Origin of the sequence: Burkholderia sp. AcTa6-5 (assembly GCF_017815075.1) — a bacterium.
GTDB classification, from domain to species: Bacteria; Pseudomonadota; Gammaproteobacteria; order Burkholderiales; family Burkholderiaceae; genus Burkholderia; species Burkholderia sola.
In genome coordinates, this window is sequence record NZ_JAGIQE010000015.1 from 25,264 (window position 1) to 42,910 (window position 17,647).

Annotated in this window: 17 protein-coding genes; 15 read left to right on the top strand and 2 right to left on the bottom strand. The window is 69.1% G+C overall.

Going from position 1 to position 17,647, the window contains the following annotated elements:
• Window positions 1-38 precede the first annotated feature (38 nt).
• A complete protein-coding gene (locus J8I33_RS20480; RefSeq protein ID WP_209938986.1) occupies window positions 39-308 on the bottom strand; it encodes a hypothetical protein in 270 nt (89 codons plus the stop codon).
• A 1,083-nt stretch (window positions 309-1,391) separates the two neighbouring features.
• Here J8I33_RS20480 and J8I33_RS20485 point away from each other — a divergent pair.
• Both J8I33_RS20485 and J8I33_RS20490 read left to right on the top strand, forming a co-directional pair.
• On the top strand, window positions 1,392-1,529 hold the full coding sequence (locus J8I33_RS20485) for a hypothetical protein (RefSeq protein WP_162838124.1): 138 nt from the start codon (window positions 1,392-1,394) through the stop codon (window positions 1,527-1,529).
• Window positions 1,530-1,651: 122 nt separating this feature from the next.
• A complete protein-coding gene (locus J8I33_RS20490) occupies window positions 1,652-3,298 on the top strand; it encodes an NRAMP family divalent metal transporter (RefSeq protein ID WP_050015013.1) in 1,647 nt (548 codons plus the stop codon).
• 122 nt (window positions 3,299-3,420) lie between these two features.
• Here J8I33_RS20490 and J8I33_RS20495 read toward each other — a convergent pair whose 3' ends face one another.
• Entirely contained in the window at window positions 3,421-4,329 is a 909-nt protein-coding gene (locus J8I33_RS20495) for a LuxR family transcriptional regulator (RefSeq protein ID WP_209924800.1), read from the bottom strand.
• Window positions 4,330-4,610: 281 nt separating this feature from the next.
• Here J8I33_RS20495 and J8I33_RS20500 point away from each other — a divergent pair, with 281 nt between their 5' ends.
• From J8I33_RS20500 to sctT, 13 genes are all read left to right on the top strand, one after another.
• A complete protein-coding gene (locus J8I33_RS20500) occupies window positions 4,611-5,444 on the top strand; it encodes an autoinducer binding domain-containing protein (RefSeq protein ID WP_050015015.1) in 834 nt (277 codons plus the stop codon).
• Between the two features lie 250 nt (window positions 5,445-5,694).
• Window positions 5,695-7,902 carry a type III secretion system export apparatus subunit SctV gene (sctV, locus tag J8I33_RS20505; protein ID WP_209938987.1) on the top strand — a complete coding sequence of 736 codons (2,208 nt, stop codon included), beginning with the start codon at window positions 5,695-5,697 and terminating at the stop codon, window positions 7,900-7,902.
• Window positions 7,899-8,177 carry a type III secretion system export apparatus subunit SctS gene (gene sctS / locus J8I33_RS20510; protein ID WP_006480854.1) on the top strand — a complete coding sequence of 93 codons (279 nt, stop codon included), beginning with the start codon at window positions 7,899-7,901 and terminating at the stop codon, window positions 8,175-8,177. Before sctV ends, sctS begins: the two co-directional genes overlap by 4 nt.
• A complete protein-coding gene (gene sctC, locus J8I33_RS20515; protein WP_209938988.1) occupies window positions 8,177-10,222 on the top strand; it encodes a type III secretion system outer membrane ring subunit SctC in 2,046 nt (681 codons plus the stop codon). Before sctS ends, sctC begins: the two co-directional genes overlap by 1 nt.
• Window positions 10,203-11,561, top strand: coding sequence for a type III secretion system inner membrane ring subunit SctD (sctD, locus tag J8I33_RS20520; protein WP_209938989.1), 1,359 nt, complete (start codon window positions 10,203-10,205; stop codon window positions 11,559-11,561). Before sctC ends, sctD begins: the two co-directional genes overlap by 20 nt.
• Before the next feature lie 138 nt (window positions 11,562-11,699).
• On the top strand, window positions 11,700-11,912 hold the full coding sequence (locus tag J8I33_RS20525; protein WP_050015022.1) for a hypothetical protein: 213 nt from the start codon (window positions 11,700-11,702) through the stop codon (window positions 11,910-11,912).
• 124 nt (window positions 11,913-12,036) lie between these two features.
• Window positions 12,037-12,513, top strand: a complete 477-nt coding sequence (locus J8I33_RS20530) for a hypothetical protein (protein WP_209924802.1) — start codon at window positions 12,037-12,039, stop codon at window positions 12,511-12,513.
• A 53-nt stretch (window positions 12,514-12,566) separates the two neighbouring features.
• Window positions 12,567-13,451 carry a type III secretion inner membrane ring lipoprotein SctJ gene (gene sctJ / locus J8I33_RS20535; RefSeq protein ID WP_050015026.1) on the top strand — a complete coding sequence of 295 codons (885 nt, stop codon included), beginning with the start codon at window positions 12,567-12,569 and terminating at the stop codon, window positions 13,449-13,451.
• Window positions 13,448-14,188, top strand: a complete 741-nt coding sequence (locus J8I33_RS20540; RefSeq protein ID WP_124638774.1) for a SctK family type III secretion system sorting platform protein — start codon at window positions 13,448-13,450, stop codon at window positions 14,186-14,188. The genes sctJ and J8I33_RS20540 overlap by 4 nt, the downstream gene beginning before the upstream one ends.
• Window positions 14,170-14,799 carry a type III secretion system stator protein SctL gene (gene sctL, locus J8I33_RS20545; RefSeq protein WP_050015029.1) on the top strand — a complete coding sequence of 210 codons (630 nt, stop codon included), beginning with the start codon at window positions 14,170-14,172 and terminating at the stop codon, window positions 14,797-14,799. The genes J8I33_RS20540 and sctL overlap by 19 nt, the downstream gene beginning before the upstream one ends.
• Window positions 14,796-16,172, top strand: a complete 1,377-nt coding sequence (locus J8I33_RS20550) for a FliI/YscN family ATPase (RefSeq protein ID WP_209938990.1) — start codon at window positions 14,796-14,798, stop codon at window positions 16,170-16,172. The genes sctL and J8I33_RS20550 overlap by 4 nt, the downstream gene beginning before the upstream one ends.
• Window positions 16,165-16,833: a hypothetical protein gene (locus J8I33_RS20555; RefSeq protein ID WP_209924803.1), complete on the top strand. Its 669-nt coding sequence runs from the start codon at window positions 16,165-16,167 to the stop codon at window positions 16,831-16,833. The genes J8I33_RS20550 and J8I33_RS20555 overlap by 8 nt, the downstream gene beginning before the upstream one ends.
• Window positions 16,827-17,636 (top strand): type III secretion system export apparatus subunit SctT, encoded by an 810-nt coding sequence (gene sctT / locus J8I33_RS20560; protein ID WP_069619387.1) that lies wholly within the window; start codon window positions 16,827-16,829, stop codon window positions 17,634-17,636. Before J8I33_RS20555 ends, sctT begins: the two co-directional genes overlap by 7 nt.
• Window positions 17,637-17,647 lie beyond the last annotated feature (11 nt).

Below are 17,647 nucleotides of genomic sequence, written 5' to 3' on the forward strand. Positions count from 1 at the left end.
GGACGCATGGCGAGACGGCCCGCACGGACGCAGAGGGATTACGGCAGCCAGCCGCCGACGCGCCACACCTGCGCGAAGCCGACGCGTGGCGCGACCGAGCAAAGCAGCGCGGCGAGCGCGAGCGCGGCCGCCGTCGCGGCGATCAGCACGCAATCGAGCAGGCGGGGCGCCGCCGGCACATGGGCGAGCGCGAAGCCGCGCCAGTTGCTCAACACATGGGTGAGCGGCGAAAGGCCGGAAACGAACGAGCGGTCGCACGCGACGTGCACGACGCGCTTGAGCCTGACCGCGAACGATTGAAAGAACATGACGCTGCCTCCGTTTCCGTCCGGCGAACGCCGAACGACGTGATCGAGCGCGGGTGCGTGACGCGACCCTGCGATCGGAGGATGGAACATAACGGAGCGTGCGACTGACGAACCGGCGATGGCCGGCCCGGAAGGAGGCGCGCTAACCCGACGAATGCGAGCTAGCGGCGAAAGACATGTGTCTGGCTGCTATCTCGCGATGGCTTGGCCGGCCTGGACCGGCATCGAACTGCAACTAGAGCATGTGTCCACGGAGGGACTCCCTTGATGAATTGGGGCGGATTGTAGTCGCGACTTTTGCTGCGGCGCAAGCAGAAAACGCACGAAAGATGCGCTGTGTCGCGTGCGCGTCGCCGCGGGGCGGGGCTGGCACTTGGCCGCCGGGCGATCGTCAAAAGGATGCGCAGTAGGGTGCCGCGGCCGTTGCTCGCACGCATCGGCGCCCGGCCGCGTGATGACGGCGCTGAAAGGTTTCGGAACGTTATTTCAAGGGCAAATCTTTCAGTCGCGTCAGGCGGGGAATTTATTTCGAAAAATGGGGTTTCAAGGGGTTGACTTCACTTTCGGGCGGTCCATAGAATCCGCCATCTTCACTCTTGGGGCCGCCGCCTTGGACGCCTGCAGTAGTCGATCTTCGAACGACATTTCCGCCTGAGCGACCGACGTCCGCGCCTCATCGACGCCGCCGTTTGTCTCCCGGGCAAACGGTGCGCGCAGCAGTATTCCGCAGCCACTCCCTACGTGCACCCTGATTCGCGCCGGTTAGCGTGATGCGTTCTCGCATGCGTTGCCCGGTTTCACCGCCGCCAGGCAGGCGGCCGCGTTCGCGCATCCGTTCTCCGGGCGCGCGAACGCCGGCCCGCCCGCCGGACGGCGGTCAACCGTGTTCTCCGGAACACCGCACAGGAGCCGCCGTGAACGACAGTGACAGTTGTCCCTTATGCCCGTTGCATACGCAGACCCTTTTGAACCCGGGTCGCGGGGACTCGCCGGCCGCCTAGCCTGACACGTCGTTCAGGCACCGGACTGGCCCCGCGCCCACGACGCGGCCGGCACGATGCCGTCGCCGCACGGAGCCAGACCATGAACTTCGGCCTTCTGCTGTCGAACCTTCCGCACGTCACGGAATCGCGCCACCACTACGACGCGATGCTGACGCTCGACGCCCGTCCGCGGGTGTTCTCCCGCCTGCTGAACCAGCTGAAAGCGTTGATCCACTGAAAAGAAGCGCCGAGCGCGCCTCGGCATGCGCACGCGCGCGCGCCTTCGAGCGGCCGTCCCGCGCGCATGCCAAGGTCACACGCTCATCGAATCGCATAACCCTTAGCCGTACGGAATACATCATGTCCACGCCCTCCAACGTCTCCCCACCGATCGCGGTCGAGCGCAGCGCCGTGCTCGACGAAGCCCATCTGGGCGACATCCGCGGTGCGCTCGGCACGATCTCGCACCACGACACCGGTGCGCGCGGCACGTGGTGGGCGCGCCTGCGCACGCTGCTCGCGATCATCGGCCCGGGCCTGATCGTGATGGTCGGCGACAACGACGCCGGCGCATTCGGCACCTATACGCAGGCCGGCCAGAACTACGGCACGACGCTGCTGTGGACACTGCTGCTGCTCGTGCCCGTGCTGTACGTGAACCAGGAAATGGTGCTGCGCCTCGGCGCCGTTACGGGCGTCGGCCATGCACGGCTGATCTTCGAACGCTTCGGCAAGTTCTGGGGTGCGTTCAGCGTGATCGACCTGTTTCTGCTCAACGCGCTGACCATCGTCACCGAGTTCATCGGCATCACGTTCGTGCTGGATTTCTTCGGATTGCCGAAGGTGGCCGGCGTGTGCGTGGCCGCGGCCTTGACGATGGCGGCCGTCAGTACCGGCGACTTCCGGCGCTTCGAGCGGTTCGCGATCGGGCTGTGCGTGCTGAGCCTGCTGCTCGTGCCGGTGCTTGTGTCGATCCACCCGCCGGTCGCGCAGATGACGCGCGATTTCTTCGTGCCGAACTGGCCCGCGCACGCGAAGCTGTCGGACGTGATGCTGCTCGTGATCGGTATCGTCGGCACGACGGTCGCGCCGTGGCAATTGTTTTTCCAGCAGAGCTACGTGATCGACAAGCGCATCACGCCGCGCTTCATGAAATATGAAAAGGCCGACTTGTGGATCGGCATCGCGTTCGTGCTGGTCGGCGCGGTCGCGATGATCGGCTTCAGCTCGGCGTTGTTCGGTGGCCATCCGGAAGCCGGCAACTTCACCGACGCGGGCGGCGTCATCGCCGGCCTGGAGCGGTATGCGGGTCGCACGAGCGCGACGCTGTTCGCGGTCGCATTGCTCGACGCGTGCATCATCGGCGCGGCGGCCGTGTCGCTGTCGACCGCCTACGCGATCGGCGACGTGTTCAAGATCCGCCACTCGCTGCACCGCGGCGTGACCGACGCGAAGGGCTTTTATCTCGTGTATTTCGGCATCGTCGCGGCCGCGGCCACGCTCGTGCTGATCCCGGGCAGCCCGCTCGGCCTGCTGACCGAAGCCGTGCAGACGCTCGCCGGCGTGCTGCTGCCGAGCGCGACGGTGTTTCTGCTGGTGCTGTGCAACGACCGCCAGGTGCTCGGCCCCTGGGTCAATTCGACGAAGCTCAACGTGTTCACGGGCGCGGTGATCTGGGTGCTGGTGCTGCTGTCGATCATCCTGACCGCGTCGGTGATGTATCCGGACATCAGCGGCGAAGCGATCGTCGACGTGCTGGTGGGCGGCACCGTGCTCGCGATCGCCGGCTATCTCGCGACGGTACTGATTCGCCGCAACAAGCGCGTCGTCGAGCCGGCCGTCGATCGCTCGCTGCGCGACACGTGGCGCATGCCGCCGCTCGACACGCTGGCGCCGCAGAACATGACGCTCGCGACGCGGATCTGGATGGCCGTGCTGCGCGGCTATCTGGTGATCGCGGTCGGCCTCGTGATCGTGAAGGTCGTGCAGATGACGCTGCTGAAGTAACGGCGATCGTCTGCCAGGAAGCGGCGCCAGACCCGGCGCCGCCCGTCCATGCCGGCCCGCGAGGCCGGCATGTGCGTTTACGCGGGCGATGACGCGCAACGGCGTTGCGCCGTCGCCGCGTGTCAGATCAGCTCGAGCTTCGACGTCAGATACGTGAGCTGGATCCGGTTCGCGACGCCGAAGCGCTTGCGCAGCTTGCGCAGGTGATAGTCGACGTTGTGCGCGCTGGTGTCGAGGCGCCGGCCGATCTCCTTGTCGGACGCGCCTTCGGCGATGCCGAGCAGCAACTCCTGCTCGAACGGCGTGAGCCCGTTGACCGCACGCTCGCGCGACGTCGAGATCAGTTGCGGCGACGCGAACTTGTGGACCGACAGCCCGATCGACAGCGCCTGCTCGATCGTCGCCGGCGTGATCCATTCGCGCGTGCGGCGCGGCGCGGTGAAGCTCATGAACGCGTGCAGCCGCGTGCCGGGCACGGCCATCGAATACATGATGCCGCTGCACATCCCGTCGTCCTGCATCGTCTGCAGGAAGCCGTCGAGCGCGGCCGGGCTCACGGACGGCGCGTCGTCGCGCTCGCGGTGCGCGCGGCGCAATTGCTGCAGATCCCACACGATCGGCATGTTGCACACGCGCGCGCCGAGCGTGCGCGGATCGACGTCGTGATGGCTGTGCCGCACGTAGTCGCCGCGATAGGTGGCCGGCGTGAACGCTTCGTGCAGGTAGAGACTTTCGACGCGCTCGCGCGCGAATTCGAGGGCGAAATACGCGAACGTCGAGAATCCGGTCAGGTGCAGCAGGCTCGTGACGATCCGGTTGCGCTCGGCCGTGCTCTGCGCGAGCGCGAGCGTATCGGCGACGCCGAGCTTCGGCGCGTGCGGCTGCGCGTCGTCGCCGCGCTTCACGTCGTCGCACCAGACGACCTGCACGGCGCGCTCGCGCAGCGCGTCCGCGCCGGCGTTCGACACGCGCGACGAGCGCGGCAAGCTGGTTGGGGCGACCGCTTCTTCATGCAATGCAATTTCGGACATGAGCCATCCCTCGGAATCGACGCGCATCGCCTGGCGGCGGCCGTATCGTGTACGGCATTCGCGGCGGTGCGACCGAGCATCGTTGTGATTGCGCCGTCGTCATCCCTGACGAAACGCGGGGGCATTGTACAAAAATGCCGGTGTGTGGGTAATATGCCGTAATACTAATCGCGGCGAAAGTTTCATGTTCGCGTGCATATAACGACGACCAGAAAATCATAAAGAAAAGACCAGATCGTGACGGGGCGCAGTTTCACATATTGGGAAAGGGCGGGCTCCTCATGACATATGCTGACGGCGCACCACGCGTCGAGTGGTTCTCACAAGCCGATATCGCGGCCGCTGCCGCTTATTCGAACGAATATCACACCATCGAGCGTGACGTTTTTACCGGTATTCAAATCGCGCCCGGTAAAACCGACCTTGCGTCATTCGATTTCGCGCAATGCCATGCGCGATTGCGGCAAATCGGATTCAGTACGCTCGGTTACGGCGCGTACGAAATGATCGGGCGCCGCATCCTGCGCGCGCATCTGCTGCGCGATCTCGCGCCGGCGACGTTCATGCAGCCGTTCATCGAAGGGATGCTGTACGAAAGCGACCCGCGCTTCGCGCAGGTGCGGCAGAGCGGCTTCCCGGTCGCGTGGCGGCTCGACGAGATCGAGGCGGCCGCGCAGGGCAGCGGCGATCGCAAGGTGCTGGCGCTCGCCGGCCACTTGCGTGCGCATGCAATGAATAGCGGCGTGATCTTCAGTCTGTCGGCGCCGCGCCTCGACCTGCGCGTCGCGGTGAACCTGACGTCGGAAACGCACGGCACCGAATGGATCGACGATCGCGTGATCGGCGGCGCGCTGTCGGTCAGTCTTGCCGTGCACCGCGTCGCGCTGCCGTTCCTCGAGGCGCGTGTCGCGCGCATGCGCGGCTTCGCGCTCGGCGACGAGCAGCAGCAGGTGCTCGACCGGCTCGTGCACGGGCTGTCCGACCAGGAGATCGCGAGCGCGCTGCGTACGTCGCTGCACAAGGTCGGGCACCATATCCGCTCGCTGGAAAAGCAGTTCAACGTACAGAATCGCGCGCAGCTCGCGTACCTCGCCGCGCGGCGGCTGCCGTCCTGATCTGACGTCTTCCGGCACGCGCGCCGGCGGCCCCGGCGCGCGATGGAAGCGGTTCCGGCGACGCGTGCCCGAACCGGCCGCCGGGTTTCGTAGTCCGATTCGATCGTCTGACGAAAACGCGCTTTCACGCTACGAGGCGCGCTTCTTTTTCTTTCGGTTCCCGTCGCTACACTCGTCCCATTCAACGGTCCGCGCAGCACGGGGAAGGGTTGCCCGTGCCAGCCGGCGATAACGACAGGACAACGGCACGATGGCTGAACCGAAGGCGCTCCCCCGCGACTGGCAGCGGTTGTTTTCCGCCGGCCGCGGCGTGTCCGGACGGCGCCTCGGGGGCGCATCGCCGCGCGCCGACCTGTTTCTCGCGACCTTCATCGTCGCGGTCGTCGCGCTGTTCATCCTGCCGCTGCCGCAGACCGCGCTCGACGGGATGATCTCGCTGAATCTCGCGGCGAGCGTCGTGCTGCTGACGGTGTCGACCTACGTGCCGTCGGCGGTCAGCTTCTCGTCGTTCCCCGCGTTGCTGCTGTTTACGACGCTGTTCCGGCTCGCGCTGAACATCGCGTCGTGCAAGCTGATCCTGCTGCATGCGAACGCCGGCCACGTGATCGACGCGTTCGGGCGGCTGGTGGTCGGCAACAACGTGGTGGTGGGCGGTGTGGTGTTCCTCGTGATCGCGGTCGTGCAGTTCATCGTGATCGCGAAAGGGTCGGAGCGGGTGGCCGAAGTCGGCGCGCGTTTCTCGCTCGACGCGATGCCGGGCAAGCAGATGAGCATCGACGCGGACCTGCGCGCGGGCATCATCAGCGCCGACGAAGCGCGCGAGCGCCGCGAGAAGCTCGAGCAGGAATCGCAGATGCACGGCGCGATGGACGGCGCGATGAAGTTCGTGAAGGGCGACGCGATCGCGGGCCTCGTGATCGCGTTCATCAACATCGTGGCCGGCATCGCGGTCGGCACGCTGATGCACGGGATGGACATCGGCGAGGCGCTGCAACGTTACGCGATCCTGACGGTCGGCGACGGGATGGCGTCGCAGATCCCGTCGCTGCTGGTGTCGATCGCGGCCGGCATCGTGACGACGCGCGTGGCGACGCGCGATGCGCGGCAGCGCCAGCTCGGCGAACAGCTCGGCGAGCAGCTGGGTGCGCACCCGCGCGCGCTGCTGATCGCGGCGTTCGTGCTGACCGGTTTTCTCGTCGTGCCCGGTTTTCCGAAATGGTCGTTCGCGCTGATCGCGCTCGGCCTCGGTGCGTTCGCGTTCTCGCAACTCAAGCGCAAGACGTCGGCGCCGAGCTTCAACCTGATTCATGTCGCGGGGCGCGTCGGCGCGGCCGACGACGGCCAGCCCGCAAAGGTGTCGCACGCGGCGGGCGTCACGTCGCTGATCGCGGTGTCGCTGTCCGACGAGCTACGCACGGGCCTGAACCTCGCGCAATTGCAGGCGGCGCTGTCGAGCGCGAAGGCGCGCGTCGACGCGGACATCGGCACGGTGTTTCCGCGCATCACGCTGAACGACGACGAGGGCGCGCCGGCCGGCATGTACCGGATCTACCTGCAGGACGTGCTCGCCGCGCACGGCGCGCTGAAGCCGGGCTGGCTGCTGTGGGACGGCGTCGCGCCGCTGCCCGAGCGCGCGGAGCGCCAGCCGGCCGAGGCGTTCGGTCCGTTCGCGACCGCGCTGTGGATCAAGCCGGACGGCGCGGCGCCGGACGGCAAGTGGCTGTCGAGCGAAAGCGCGCTGGCCGCGCACGTCGAGCAGATCGTGCGCCAGCATGCGGACGAGCTGCTCGGCATCCAGGAGACGCAGGCGCTCGTGCATCTGGTGCGCCGCGATCACCCCGAGCTCGTCGGCGAACTGACGCGGCTCGTGCCGCTGCAGCGCGTGACCGAAGTGCTGCGTCGGCTGCTCGCCGAACAGGTGCCGATCCGCAACTTGCGCGTGATCTTCGAGAGCCTGATCACGTGGGCGCCGAACGAGCCCGACGACGTGATCGCGCTGGTCGAACTCGTGCGCGTCGATCTGCGCCGGATGATCACCGACCGTCACGCGGGCACGGCGCGCCAGCTGCGGGTCGTGCTGTTCGAGCAGAACCTGCAGGAGCGGATCGAAAGCGCGGTGATGCGCACGAAGCAGGGCAATTTCCTCGCGCTGTCGAGCGCGGTCAAGCAGGACATCGGCGAGCAGGTGCGCGCGATCGTGCAGGCCGCGCAGGCGGCCGGCCCCGGTGGCCACGGCAATGCGCCGGGCGCCGCTCGGCTCGCGGTGATGGTCGCGCTCGGCGCGCGCCGCTACGTGAAGACGATCCTGCAGCCGGTGCTGCCCGAGCTCGCGGTGCTGTCGTACCAGGAAGTCGAGGAGGACGTGCAGTTGCATACGGTCGGCTGGGTGAAGAACCCGCCGGACGACGGCACGGTCGGCGCGGGCGCCGACGTGCGCGCGCCGGGAGCCATGCAATGACGAGCTCGACGATCCTCGACCTGACGCGCCAGGCGCTGATGCTCGTGCTGCTGTTGTCGCTGCCGATCGTGCTGATCGCGACCGTCACCGGCCTCGTCGTCGCGATCCTGCAGGCCGTCACGCAGGTGCAGGACGCCAACATCGGCATCGCGGTGCGGCTGATCGCCGTGATGGTCGCGCTCGTGCTGCTGTCGGGCTGGCTCGGCGGCGAAGTGCTGCGCTTCGCACAGCAGGCGCTGGAACGCATGTTCGTTTCTTCCACAGGAGTCCTTTGATGCGTCGACGCGTCGCCTCGATCCGGTTTCAACCGCGCAGCCTGCAACGGGCCGCGCTTGCCGTGTGTGCGACCGCGCTGCTCACGGCGTCGCTGTGCATGGCGCCCGCGCAGCATGCGCGCGCCGCGGACCTGCGCTGGCGCAACAAGCCGTTCACGATCGTCGCGAACGGCAAGAAGATCGGCGACTTCATCCGCGAGCTCGCGTCGTCCCAGGGCGTGACGGCGGTGGTCGACCCGAAGGTCGACGGCGTGATCAGCGGCCGCTTTTCCGGCACGCCGCAGCAGACGCTCGACACGATCTGCTCGACCTACGGGCTCACGTGGTACTACGACGGCTCGTTCCTGTACGTCGATCCGGCCGACCAGTCGCAAACGCAGATGATCCCGATCCCGCCGAACGCGTCCGGCGAAATCGGCCGCGCGCTGCAGGCGATGCAGATTCCGGACAAGCGCTACACGCTGGTGATCAACGATCGCGCGAACAGCGTGTACGTGGCCGGCCCGCGCCGCTACGTCGAGCTCGTGCGGCAGGCGATCGGCTCGGTCGGCGATCCGTCGGCGAACGGCGCGCATGCGGACATCCGCGCGTTCCGTCTGAAATACGGCTGGGCGTCCGATTTCACGATCAACCGCTCGGGTAAGGAAGTGACGGTGCCGGGCGTCGCGACGATCCTGCGCCGGCTGTTCGGCAAGACCGGCGATACGACCGCGGCGCCGTCGAGCACGCCGCTCGGGCAGGCCGCGCGCCAGGTGAAGCTCGGCTCGGGGCTGACGATCGCGGTGCCGCGCCTCGACTTTCCCGACATCTCCGGCGGCCCGCGGCAGGGCGGCTATGGCGGTGCGGACGGCAGCATGGGCGGCGGGTTCTCGCCGTTCTCGAACAACGGCGGCGGCGACACGCTGCCGCAGATCGTCGCCGATCCGGCGATCAACGCGGTGATCGTGCGCGACCTGCCGGAGAACATGTACCGCTACCAGTCGCTGATCGGCCAGCTCGACGAGCGGCCGCGCATCGTCGAGATCAACGTGACGATCATCGACATCAACGAGGATTCGCTCGACAGCCTCGGGATCGACTGGCGCCTGCACACGACGCACGGCGACGTGCAGATCGGCAACGGCCAGAACGCTCTGAACGGCAACACGCAGTACAACGGCGCCGGCAACCCGCCGCTGACGTTCGGCATCGGCACGTCGGAAACCGGGCAGACGGGCGCCTTCATGCCGACCGGCATCGCGCTGACCGCGTCGATCGGCGGGTCGCTGCGCAACTATCTGCTCACGCGCGTGAACGCGCTCGCGCAGAAAGGCCAGGCGCAACTGCGATCGAAGCCGAAGGTGCTCGCGCTCGACAACACCGAGGCGATCCTCGAGAACCTCACGCAGTTCTACGTGCAGGTGCCCGGCTATCAGGATTCGTCGCTGTACAGCGTGACGACCGGCACCAGCATCAAGGTGACGCCGATGATCGTCGACGAGGCGATCCGCAATGCGGCCGCCGTCTCAGGCAACCCGCAGAGCGTGATGATGTCGATCGACATCCAGGACGGCAACATCGTGCCGGGGCAGGCCGTGTCGAACGTGCCGGTGATCCAGCAGCGCAACATCGTCACCAAGACGATGATCGACGAAGGCAAGAGCCTGCTGATCGCCGGTTTCAACGACGACGAGGTGCGGCTGAACAAGAGCGGCGTGCCCTGGCTGTCCGACATTCCGCTGATCGGCAACCTGTTCAAGTACACCGACAAGTCGGGCAACCACATGGAGCGGTTCTACCTGCTGACGCCGCGCGTCGTGACGAACGCGTCGATGTATGCGCCCGACGGCTCGCCCGTGAACCCGGGCGTCGACGGTCCGGCGAACCCTGAAGGGCTGTCGATGTATCGGCCGCCGGACAACGACGTCGCGGTGCCGCTGACGCCGAAGCCGCTGCCCGGCACGAAGTTCGGTCCGCCCGCGTTGCCGTCGCCCCCGAAGGATGCGGCGTCGCAGCCGGCGGCGACGACCGCAGGAGTGGTCACGCATGTCGACGAGCATCATTGATCCGCACGGCGACGGCGCGTTGCCCGGCGGCGCGGGAGGCGCGGGGGCCGGTTCGGCCGCGCTCGCGTCGCCGTGGAACCTGTGCTTCCTGAGCGGGCCGATGTACGGCCGCACGATGTCGCTCGCGCGCGGCGCGAACTGGGTCGGCACGGCGGCCGATTGCGAAGTGATCCTGCCCGATCGCGAGATCGGCGCGAAACAGGTGTGCCTGCAGGTCGGCGCGCTCGCGGTGACCGTGCAGAACCACGGCGGCGACGCCGGTGCGCCGGTGCTGTTCAACGACGAGCCGCTCGGCAGCGGCCGCCGCTCGCTGACGCCGAACGACGTCGTGACCGTCGGCTCGATCCGGCTCGGCATCGCACGGCATGCGCAGGCGAGCGTCGCGTTGCCCGACGAAACCGATACGCCGGACACCGCGCGCGAGGCCGCATGGCTCGGCTGGCTCACCGGCGGGCTGCGGCGGCTGGGCAGCCGGCGGCTCGTGATCGCGCTGGTCGCGCTGTGGGTCGGCGTGCTGCTCGGCGCACTCGGCTACGGCTTCGTCGCATGGTCGGGGCGCCTGCCGTGGCAGCACGAATCGGTGCTCGCGCGCACGCACCGGCTGCAGCAACTGCTGCACGCGTATCCGGAGCTGGCGGTCGCGCCGCGCGACGACGGCGTGATCGTGTCGGGTTACGTGAGCGACCCGGCCGCGCGCGAGCGCGTCGCGCAGATCGTTGCGGGCGTCGACAACGCGGCGCTCGGCAACATCTACGTGGTCAGCGATCTGGTCGCGACCGCGCAGACCTATTTCAGCGATACGGCGCTGACGGTCACGTATCTCGGGCGCGGCCGGATCGAGCTGACGGGCACGGCCGCGCGCGCGCAGATCGAGCCGCGCATCCGCAACTACATGAAGGATGCCCGGCCGGCGCTCGAGGTGGTCGATCACGTGCGCGACGCCGATGCGGCCGCGCCGCGCACGGCGACGACGCTCGGCGGCACGGCGGGCATTCCGGAGATCACGACCGTGTTCGCGGGCGACGGCGACCAGCGCTACATCGAGACGATCGACGGCAGCCGCTATTTCGAAGGCGCGCGGCTGAAGGAGGGTGCGACCGTCGTGTCGATCGGCCCGGACGAAGTGGTGTTCGAGCGCAACGGCCAGCGCATCACGATGCCGCTCGGCGGCCCGTCGGCGCATGCGCCCGAGCAGGCGCCGGCGCCGCCCGTGGCGCCGCTCGCGAGCGGGGCGGCGGCCGGCGTCGCGCAGCCGGTGCCGGGACCGACGCTGTTGCCCGATGCGCCGGCGACGCCAGCCGTCGCGGCGGCCGGCGCATCGAAAGGCGCGACGCACTAGCGTCGCGACAGGATCAGCGCAGCGCGTTTCGCGATGCGCGCATTACGCGACACGCCGCGCATGCGGCGCGTCACGTCGCCGGCGGGGCATGGGGCCGCCGCCGGAAGGTGGTGTGTGGTTCACGTAAAGGAGCGAAGCATGGGTACCTCGGCAACAGGTGGTGTGACGAACACGGGCGACGTGCAGAAGCAGGCCGACGACCTGACCAAGACGCAGCTCGAACTGACCAAGATCAACTTCCAGGTTCAGCAATCGACTGCGACGTTCGAAACCAGCAACGCAGTGACCGCGCAGGAAGGGACGGCGAACGCCCAGGTTGCGCAACACCTGAGTTCCGCCGGCCGCGCGTGACGCCGGTCGCCGGCCGCGCCGCGCGACGTCGCATGCCGGGGCCGCCCGTGACGGGCGCCCGGTGTGGCGTCGATGCGTGCCGGCCGGCCCGTTCCCGGCTCTGCCGGTCAAGGAGGACACGATCATGTCGGTAACAGGCGTAGGCGCGGCGCCGCCGGGCGCGGCGGCGCTCGCGAGTGCCGCGCAGCAAACGGGCACGGCGTCCGATCCGGCGCAGGTGCGCCAGTTCGATGCGCTGATGCAGCCGGGCGCGTCGGCGGTCGTCCCGCCGTCTTCGTCGGGCGTCGCGATGGCGCGCGCGCCGGCGGATGCGGCGCCGGCCGTGCAGATGACGCCCGCGCAGGCGAACCAGTCGTCGCTCGTCGAGCGGTTGCGCACGTACGGCAACGATCTCGATTCGCGGTACGCGAACATCGACAAGCATCGCAACGAGATGCTGACGTCGATGGCGGACAGCCGCAGCGACCCGCTGATGACGATGGTGAAGGCGATGGATTTCCAGTGGACCGCAACCACCACGATTTCGGAATACCAGTTGAGCCTGTCGGTTGCGCAGGCGGCGAACGGCTTCACGCATACGGTGCTGAAGACGCAGGAGTGAAAGCGCGTGCGGGCCGGAGGATACGGCCTCATGCGCCCTGACGCGGAAAAACGATGACGACGATCGATTCGACGCCGCGCATGCATGCGTGGCGCAGCCGGGCGGCGCGCGCGCTGCTCGCGGGGCTGCTCGTGCTGTTGGCCGGGTGCCAGAAGGAGCTGTACTCGGGCCTGTCGGAGCGCGACGCGAACCAGATGATCGCGGTGCTCGGCGACGCGGGCATCAGCGCGTCGAAGGACAACGACGCGCGCGACACGTCGGACCGCAACGCGTGGCTCGTGAGCGTCGCGGACGGCGACATGCAGTCTGCGCTCACGGTGCTGCACGCGAACGGGCTGCCGAAGCCGAGCTATGCGAGCCTGGGCGAACTGTTCCAGAAGCAGGGCCTCGTGTCGACGCCGGCCGAGGAGCGCGTGCGCTACCTGTACGGCGTGTCGCAGGACCTGTCGCGCACGCTGCAGGACATCGAGGGCGTGGTCGTCGCGCGCGTGCAGGTCGTGATTCCGGAGAACGATCCGCTCGCGGACAAGATCAAGCCGTCGTCGGCCGCGGTGTACATCCGCTATCGGCCGGGCGTCGACTTGCGCGCGATGGCGCCGATGGTCAAGGATCTCGTCGCGCACAGCATCGAAGGGCTGCAGTACGACAACGTGTCGCTGTTCCTGCAGCCGGCCGCCGCGCGCGCGACGCGCGTGGACGGAATCGGCAGCGCGGTGTCGGACATCCTGCGGCTGCGCTCGCCGCTCGGCTGGCTCGTGTTCGCGCTGATCCTGCTGACCTGCGCGGTGATCGCGCTGTCGGCCGCGCGGCGCGGGATGTTCGGCGCGCGGCTCGCGGGGCTGCTCGGCGCACCGCGCGGCGCGAACGGCGGCGGCGCGGCCCCGCAGCAGGCAGGCGGCGGGCTGCGCACGCCGGACGGCGCGCGCGACGGCGCATGAGCGATTCGCACGCGCGGCCGCCGGGCGACGCGTCCGATGCGACGCTGCTGCCGTGGCTGCACCCGCTTGCGCCGCCGCCGGCCGCGCGCGCTGCCGCGTTCCATGCGCTCGTCTGCGATTTCAACCTGCGGCCCGACCGCTATCTGCACGTGACCCGCGTGCCGGCCGACTGGCCCGCGCGCTACCGTTCGCCGGACGCGTTCGGCGCGGCCGGCCGCAAGCTGCTCGCGCGGCATTTGCTCGACGCGAACGGCGTGGCCGACCGGCACGACTTCGACGTCGCGAACCCGTGCGCGCGGCTCGCGCTGCTGCCGGGCGCGGCGCTCGAGCAACTGGCCGCGTATGCGGGGCTGCTGCTGCATCGCGCGTGGCTGCGCGACGCGCTGGCCGGGCGCCGCATCCGCGCGGAAGTCGCGGCGCGGCTCGGCGGCGATGCGCTCGAGCTGGCGCTCGAACGCGCGCCGGAATTCGGCGCGCTCGCGGAAACGCTCGAACCGTGGCGCGCCGATCCCGCCGCGCTGCCGGTCGTGATCCGCGCGCGCGGCGGCCGGCTGCTCGCGGATTTCATCGGCGTGGCCGGCGATGCGGTCGCGCGGCGCGTGCGCCTGAAATTCAACCGCGCGATCGACGACGAGGCGCCGTACTGGCTGAACCGCGCGCAGCGCGATCAGTTCGGCGAACTGATGTTCCTGTTTCTGATTCCCGAGAGGCTTGCGTCATGGGACTGGCTTTTCTGATCACGAGCGACAACCTGCAGCTGCTGTCCGAGCGCAAGGTGCTCAAGGAGCGCGAATACGCGGCGCTGCTCGACGCGTCCGCGGTGATCGCGACCGCGCATGAAGAGGCGGCACGCATCGTCGCCGACGCGCAGCGCGAATTCGACAAGCGCCAGGCGGCCGGCTACGACGAAGGCATGCGCCGCGCGCAGCGCGAGCAGGCCGCGCAGGCGTACACGCAGGCGCTCGCCGCCACGCGCACGATGGAGACGATGAAGGACGCGATGGCCGATATCGTCGTGAAGGCCGTGCGCGCCATCGTCGGCGAGATGAGCACGCAGAAGCTGTACGAGGCCGCGCTCACGCGGATCGCGCCGCTCGTGCGCGACGAGGCGTTCCTGATCGTGCGTATCGCGCCCGGCCGCACCGACGAGATGCGCGATGCGCTCGACGGCGCATTCGCCGGGCAGTCGAACCGGCAGAAGATCCGCATCGTCGAGGACGCTCGACTCGAACGCCACGCGTGCACGGTCGAGACGCCGTCCGGGCGCATCGACGCGAGCCTCGACCTGCAGATCGACGCGCTGCGCCAGGCGATTCGCCGCGACGCGCTGAAGGGGGCCGCGCGATGAACGCGCCGCTCGACGATCCGCCGTCGTTCGGCGACGACGACGGCGCGCCGTTCGATCGCGGCCGCCTCGTCGGCGAACTCGACGCGGGGCTCGCGTTTTTTTCGCCGGTGTCGGTGCAGGGCCGCGTCAACCATGCGGTCGGGCAGATATTGAACGCGACGGGCATCCGCGCGCGGCTCGGCGAGATCTGCGAGCTGCGCACGCCGAACCAGCCGACGCTGCTTGCGGAGGTGGTCGGCTTCTCGCGGCAGACGACGCTGCTCACGCCGCTCGGCGACGTGGCCGGGCTGTCGCCGGAGACGACCGTCGTGCCGTCCGGGCGCGAGCATGTGTTCCCGGTGGGCGAAGGGCTGTTCGGCCGCGTGCTCGACGGGCTCGGCCGGCCGCTCGACGATCGCGGGCCGGTGACGGGCGCCGCGTGGGTATCGACGCAGCAGGACCCGCCGAATCCGCTTGCGCGCAAGCTGATCGACACGCCGTTTCCGACCGGCGTGCGCGTGATCGACGGCCTGATGACGCTCGGCGTCGGGCAGCGCGTCGGCATTTTCGCGCCGTCGGGCGTCGGCAAGAGCACGCTGCTCGGGATGATCGCGCGCGGCGCGCAGGCCGACGTGAACGTGATCGCGCTGGTCGGCGAACGCGGTCGCGAGGTGCGCGAATTCATCGAGCACAGCCTGTCGCCGGAGGTGCGCGCGCGTTCGATCGTCGTCGTGTCGACGTCGGACCGCCCCGCGATGGAGCGCGTGAAATCCGCGCTGGTCGCGACCGCGATCGCCGAGCACTTTCGCGATGCGGGCAAGCGCGTGCTGCTGCTGGTCGATTCGCTGACGCGCTTCGCCCGCGCGCAGCGCGAGGTCGGCCTCGCGAGCGGCGAGCCGCCAACGCGGCGCAGCTTTCCGCCGTCGACGTTCGCGGTGCTGCCGCGCCTGCTCGAACGCGCGGGGCAGGGCGCGCGCGGATCGATCACCGCGCTGTACACGGTGCTCGTCGAAGGCGATGAGGAATCCGACCCGATCGCCGAGGAAGTGCGCTCGATTCTCGACGGCCATATCGTGCTGTCGCGCAAGATCGCGCTCGCGAACCGCTATCCGGCGATCGACGTGCTCGCGAGCCTGTCGCGCGTGATGCCGCTCGTCGCGAGCCGCGCGCACCAGCATGCGGCCGCGCGCGTGCGCGAGCTGATCGCGAAGTACCAGGAAATCGAGCTGCTCGTGCAGATCGGCGAGTATCGCGAAGGCAGCGACCGGCTCGGCGATCTCGCGCTGCGTGCGCGCGACGCGATCGGCGCGTTCTGCGCGCAGGCGTCGGACGAGGACGTGCGCTTCGACGCGCTGTTCGCGAAGCTGACGAAGCTGGCGAACGATCATGTCTGAAGCCGACGACCGTCTCGTGCTCGCGACGCTCGCCCGCCTGAAGCGCGTGCGCGAGATGCGCAGCCAGATCGCGCGCGTCGCGGCCGCGCGCCAGCAGGGCATCGCCGCGCAGAGCCGGCGCGCGCTGGCGGCCGCGCAGGCGCAGCTCGCGCAGCAGGTCGCCGCGAAGGCCGCGATCCAGACACGGCTCGCCGACGACGTGCGCGAAGCGCGCGCATTGCAGGACGCGGCGGCCGATACGCGCACGTTCGACCGGCATATCGGCACCGCGAACGCGTCGGTGAGCGAGGCCGCGCACGTGCATCGCGGCCACGAGGCGACGCTCGCCGACCTGCAGCGCGCCGCGCGCAAGGCGAAGGCCGCCGAGGACAAGCTGGACAAGGCCGGCGAGAAGGCGCTGCACGCGCGCGCCGCGCGGGTCGAGCGCGACGCCGACGAGGTCGCGGACGGCTACGCGGTGCGGCGCTTCGCGACGGGCGGCACCTGGGTGGCCGGCGCGGGCGACGCGGCCGGTCATGCGTCCACGCCGCCGGAGGCCGCCGCCGCGTTCGATGCGGCAATGACCGAAGCGGAAATCGGTGCCGACATCACGGCTGAAACCGGCCCGTCCGCCTCGCCCGACGACTCCGCCCCGCCCGCCGTCGCGGAGCGCCGATGCTAGACCAGGCCGCGGGTTTCAACGACGTCGCCGGCATGCTGCGGCCGCTGCTCTACGTGATGCCGCGCCTGCTGCCGATCATGTTCGTCGTGCCGGTGTTCAACGAGCAGATCATCACCGGCCTCGTGCGCAACGGGATCGCGGTCGTGATCGCCGCGTTCGTCGCGCCGACGATCGACGCCGCGCAGGTCGCTGCGCTGCCGTTCCTGATGTGGTGCCTGCTCGTCGCGAAGGAGGCGGTGGTCGGCATGCTGCTCGCGGGCGCCTTCAGCGCGGTGCTGTTCGCGATCCAGGGCGTCGGCTACCTGATCGACTTCCAGACCGGCAGCGGCAGCGCCGCGTTCTTCGATCCGATGGGCGGGCACGAGGGCGGCCCGACGTCCGGATTCCTGAATTTCGTCGCGATCGCGCTGTTCGTCACGGCGGGCGGCTTGCAGGTGCTCGTGCAACTGTTCGCGCAGTCGTACGCATGGTGGCCGATCGGCTCGCTCGGCCCCGATTTCTCGTCGATGCTGCAAACCTTCATCGTGCGGCAGACCGATACGATCTTCGAATGGATGGTGAAGCTCGCCGCGCCGGTCACGATCGTGCTGGTGCTCGTCGAACTCGGCATCGGCCTGGTCGGGCGCGCGGTGCCGCAGCTCAACATCTTCGTGTTCTCGCAGCCGCTGAAGAGCGCGCTCGCGCTGCTGATGATGGTCCTGTTCCTGCCGGTGGTGTACGCGTCGCTGCATTCGCTGCTGAGCCCCGACAGCGGGCTGATGGCGCTGCTGCGCGCGCTGTTCGCCGCGCACGGCGGCGGCTGAGCGCGCGGGAG

Coding starts and splice junctions, on each gene's coding strand:
- J8I33_RS20480 (WP_209938986.1), bottom strand. CDS start 308: ATGTTCTTTCAATCGTTCGCGGTCAGGCTCAAGCGCGTCGTGCACGTC.
- J8I33_RS20485 (WP_162838124.1), top strand. CDS start 1,392: ATGAACTTCGGCCTTCTGCTGTCGAACCTTCCGCACGTCACGGAATCG.
- J8I33_RS20490 (WP_050015013.1), top strand. CDS start 1,652: ATGTCCACGCCCTCCAACGTCTCCCCACCGATCGCGGTCGAGCGCAGC.
- J8I33_RS20495 (WP_209924800.1), bottom strand. CDS start 4,329: ATGTCCGAAATTGCATTGCATGAAGAAGCGGTCGCCCCAACCAGCTTG.
- J8I33_RS20500 (WP_050015015.1), top strand. CDS start 4,611: ATGACATATGCTGACGGCGCACCACGCGTCGAGTGGTTCTCACAAGCC.
- sctV (WP_209938987.1), top strand. CDS start 5,695: ATGGCTGAACCGAAGGCGCTCCCCCGCGACTGGCAGCGGTTGTTTTCC.
- sctS (WP_006480854.1), top strand. CDS start 7,899: ATGACGAGCTCGACGATCCTCGACCTGACGCGCCAGGCGCTGATGCTC.
- sctC (WP_209938988.1), top strand. CDS start 8,177: ATGCGTCGACGCGTCGCCTCGATCCGGTTTCAACCGCGCAGCCTGCAA.
- sctD (WP_209938989.1), top strand. CDS start 10,203: ATGTCGACGAGCATCATTGATCCGCACGGCGACGGCGCGTTGCCCGGC.
- J8I33_RS20525 (WP_050015022.1), top strand. CDS start 11,700: ATGGGTACCTCGGCAACAGGTGGTGTGACGAACACGGGCGACGTGCAG.
- J8I33_RS20530 (WP_209924802.1), top strand. CDS start 12,037: ATGTCGGTAACAGGCGTAGGCGCGGCGCCGCCGGGCGCGGCGGCGCTC.
- sctJ (WP_050015026.1), top strand. CDS start 12,567: ATGACGACGATCGATTCGACGCCGCGCATGCATGCGTGGCGCAGCCGG.
- J8I33_RS20540 (WP_124638774.1), top strand. CDS start 13,448: ATGAGCGATTCGCACGCGCGGCCGCCGGGCGACGCGTCCGATGCGACG.
- sctL (WP_050015029.1), top strand. CDS start 14,170: ATGGGACTGGCTTTTCTGATCACGAGCGACAACCTGCAGCTGCTGTCC.
- J8I33_RS20550 (WP_209938990.1), top strand. CDS start 14,796: ATGAACGCGCCGCTCGACGATCCGCCGTCGTTCGGCGACGACGACGGC.
- J8I33_RS20555 (WP_209924803.1), top strand. CDS start 16,165: ATGTCTGAAGCCGACGACCGTCTCGTGCTCGCGACGCTCGCCCGCCTG.
- sctT (WP_069619387.1), top strand. CDS start 16,827: ATGCTAGACCAGGCCGCGGGTTTCAACGACGTCGCCGGCATGCTGCGG.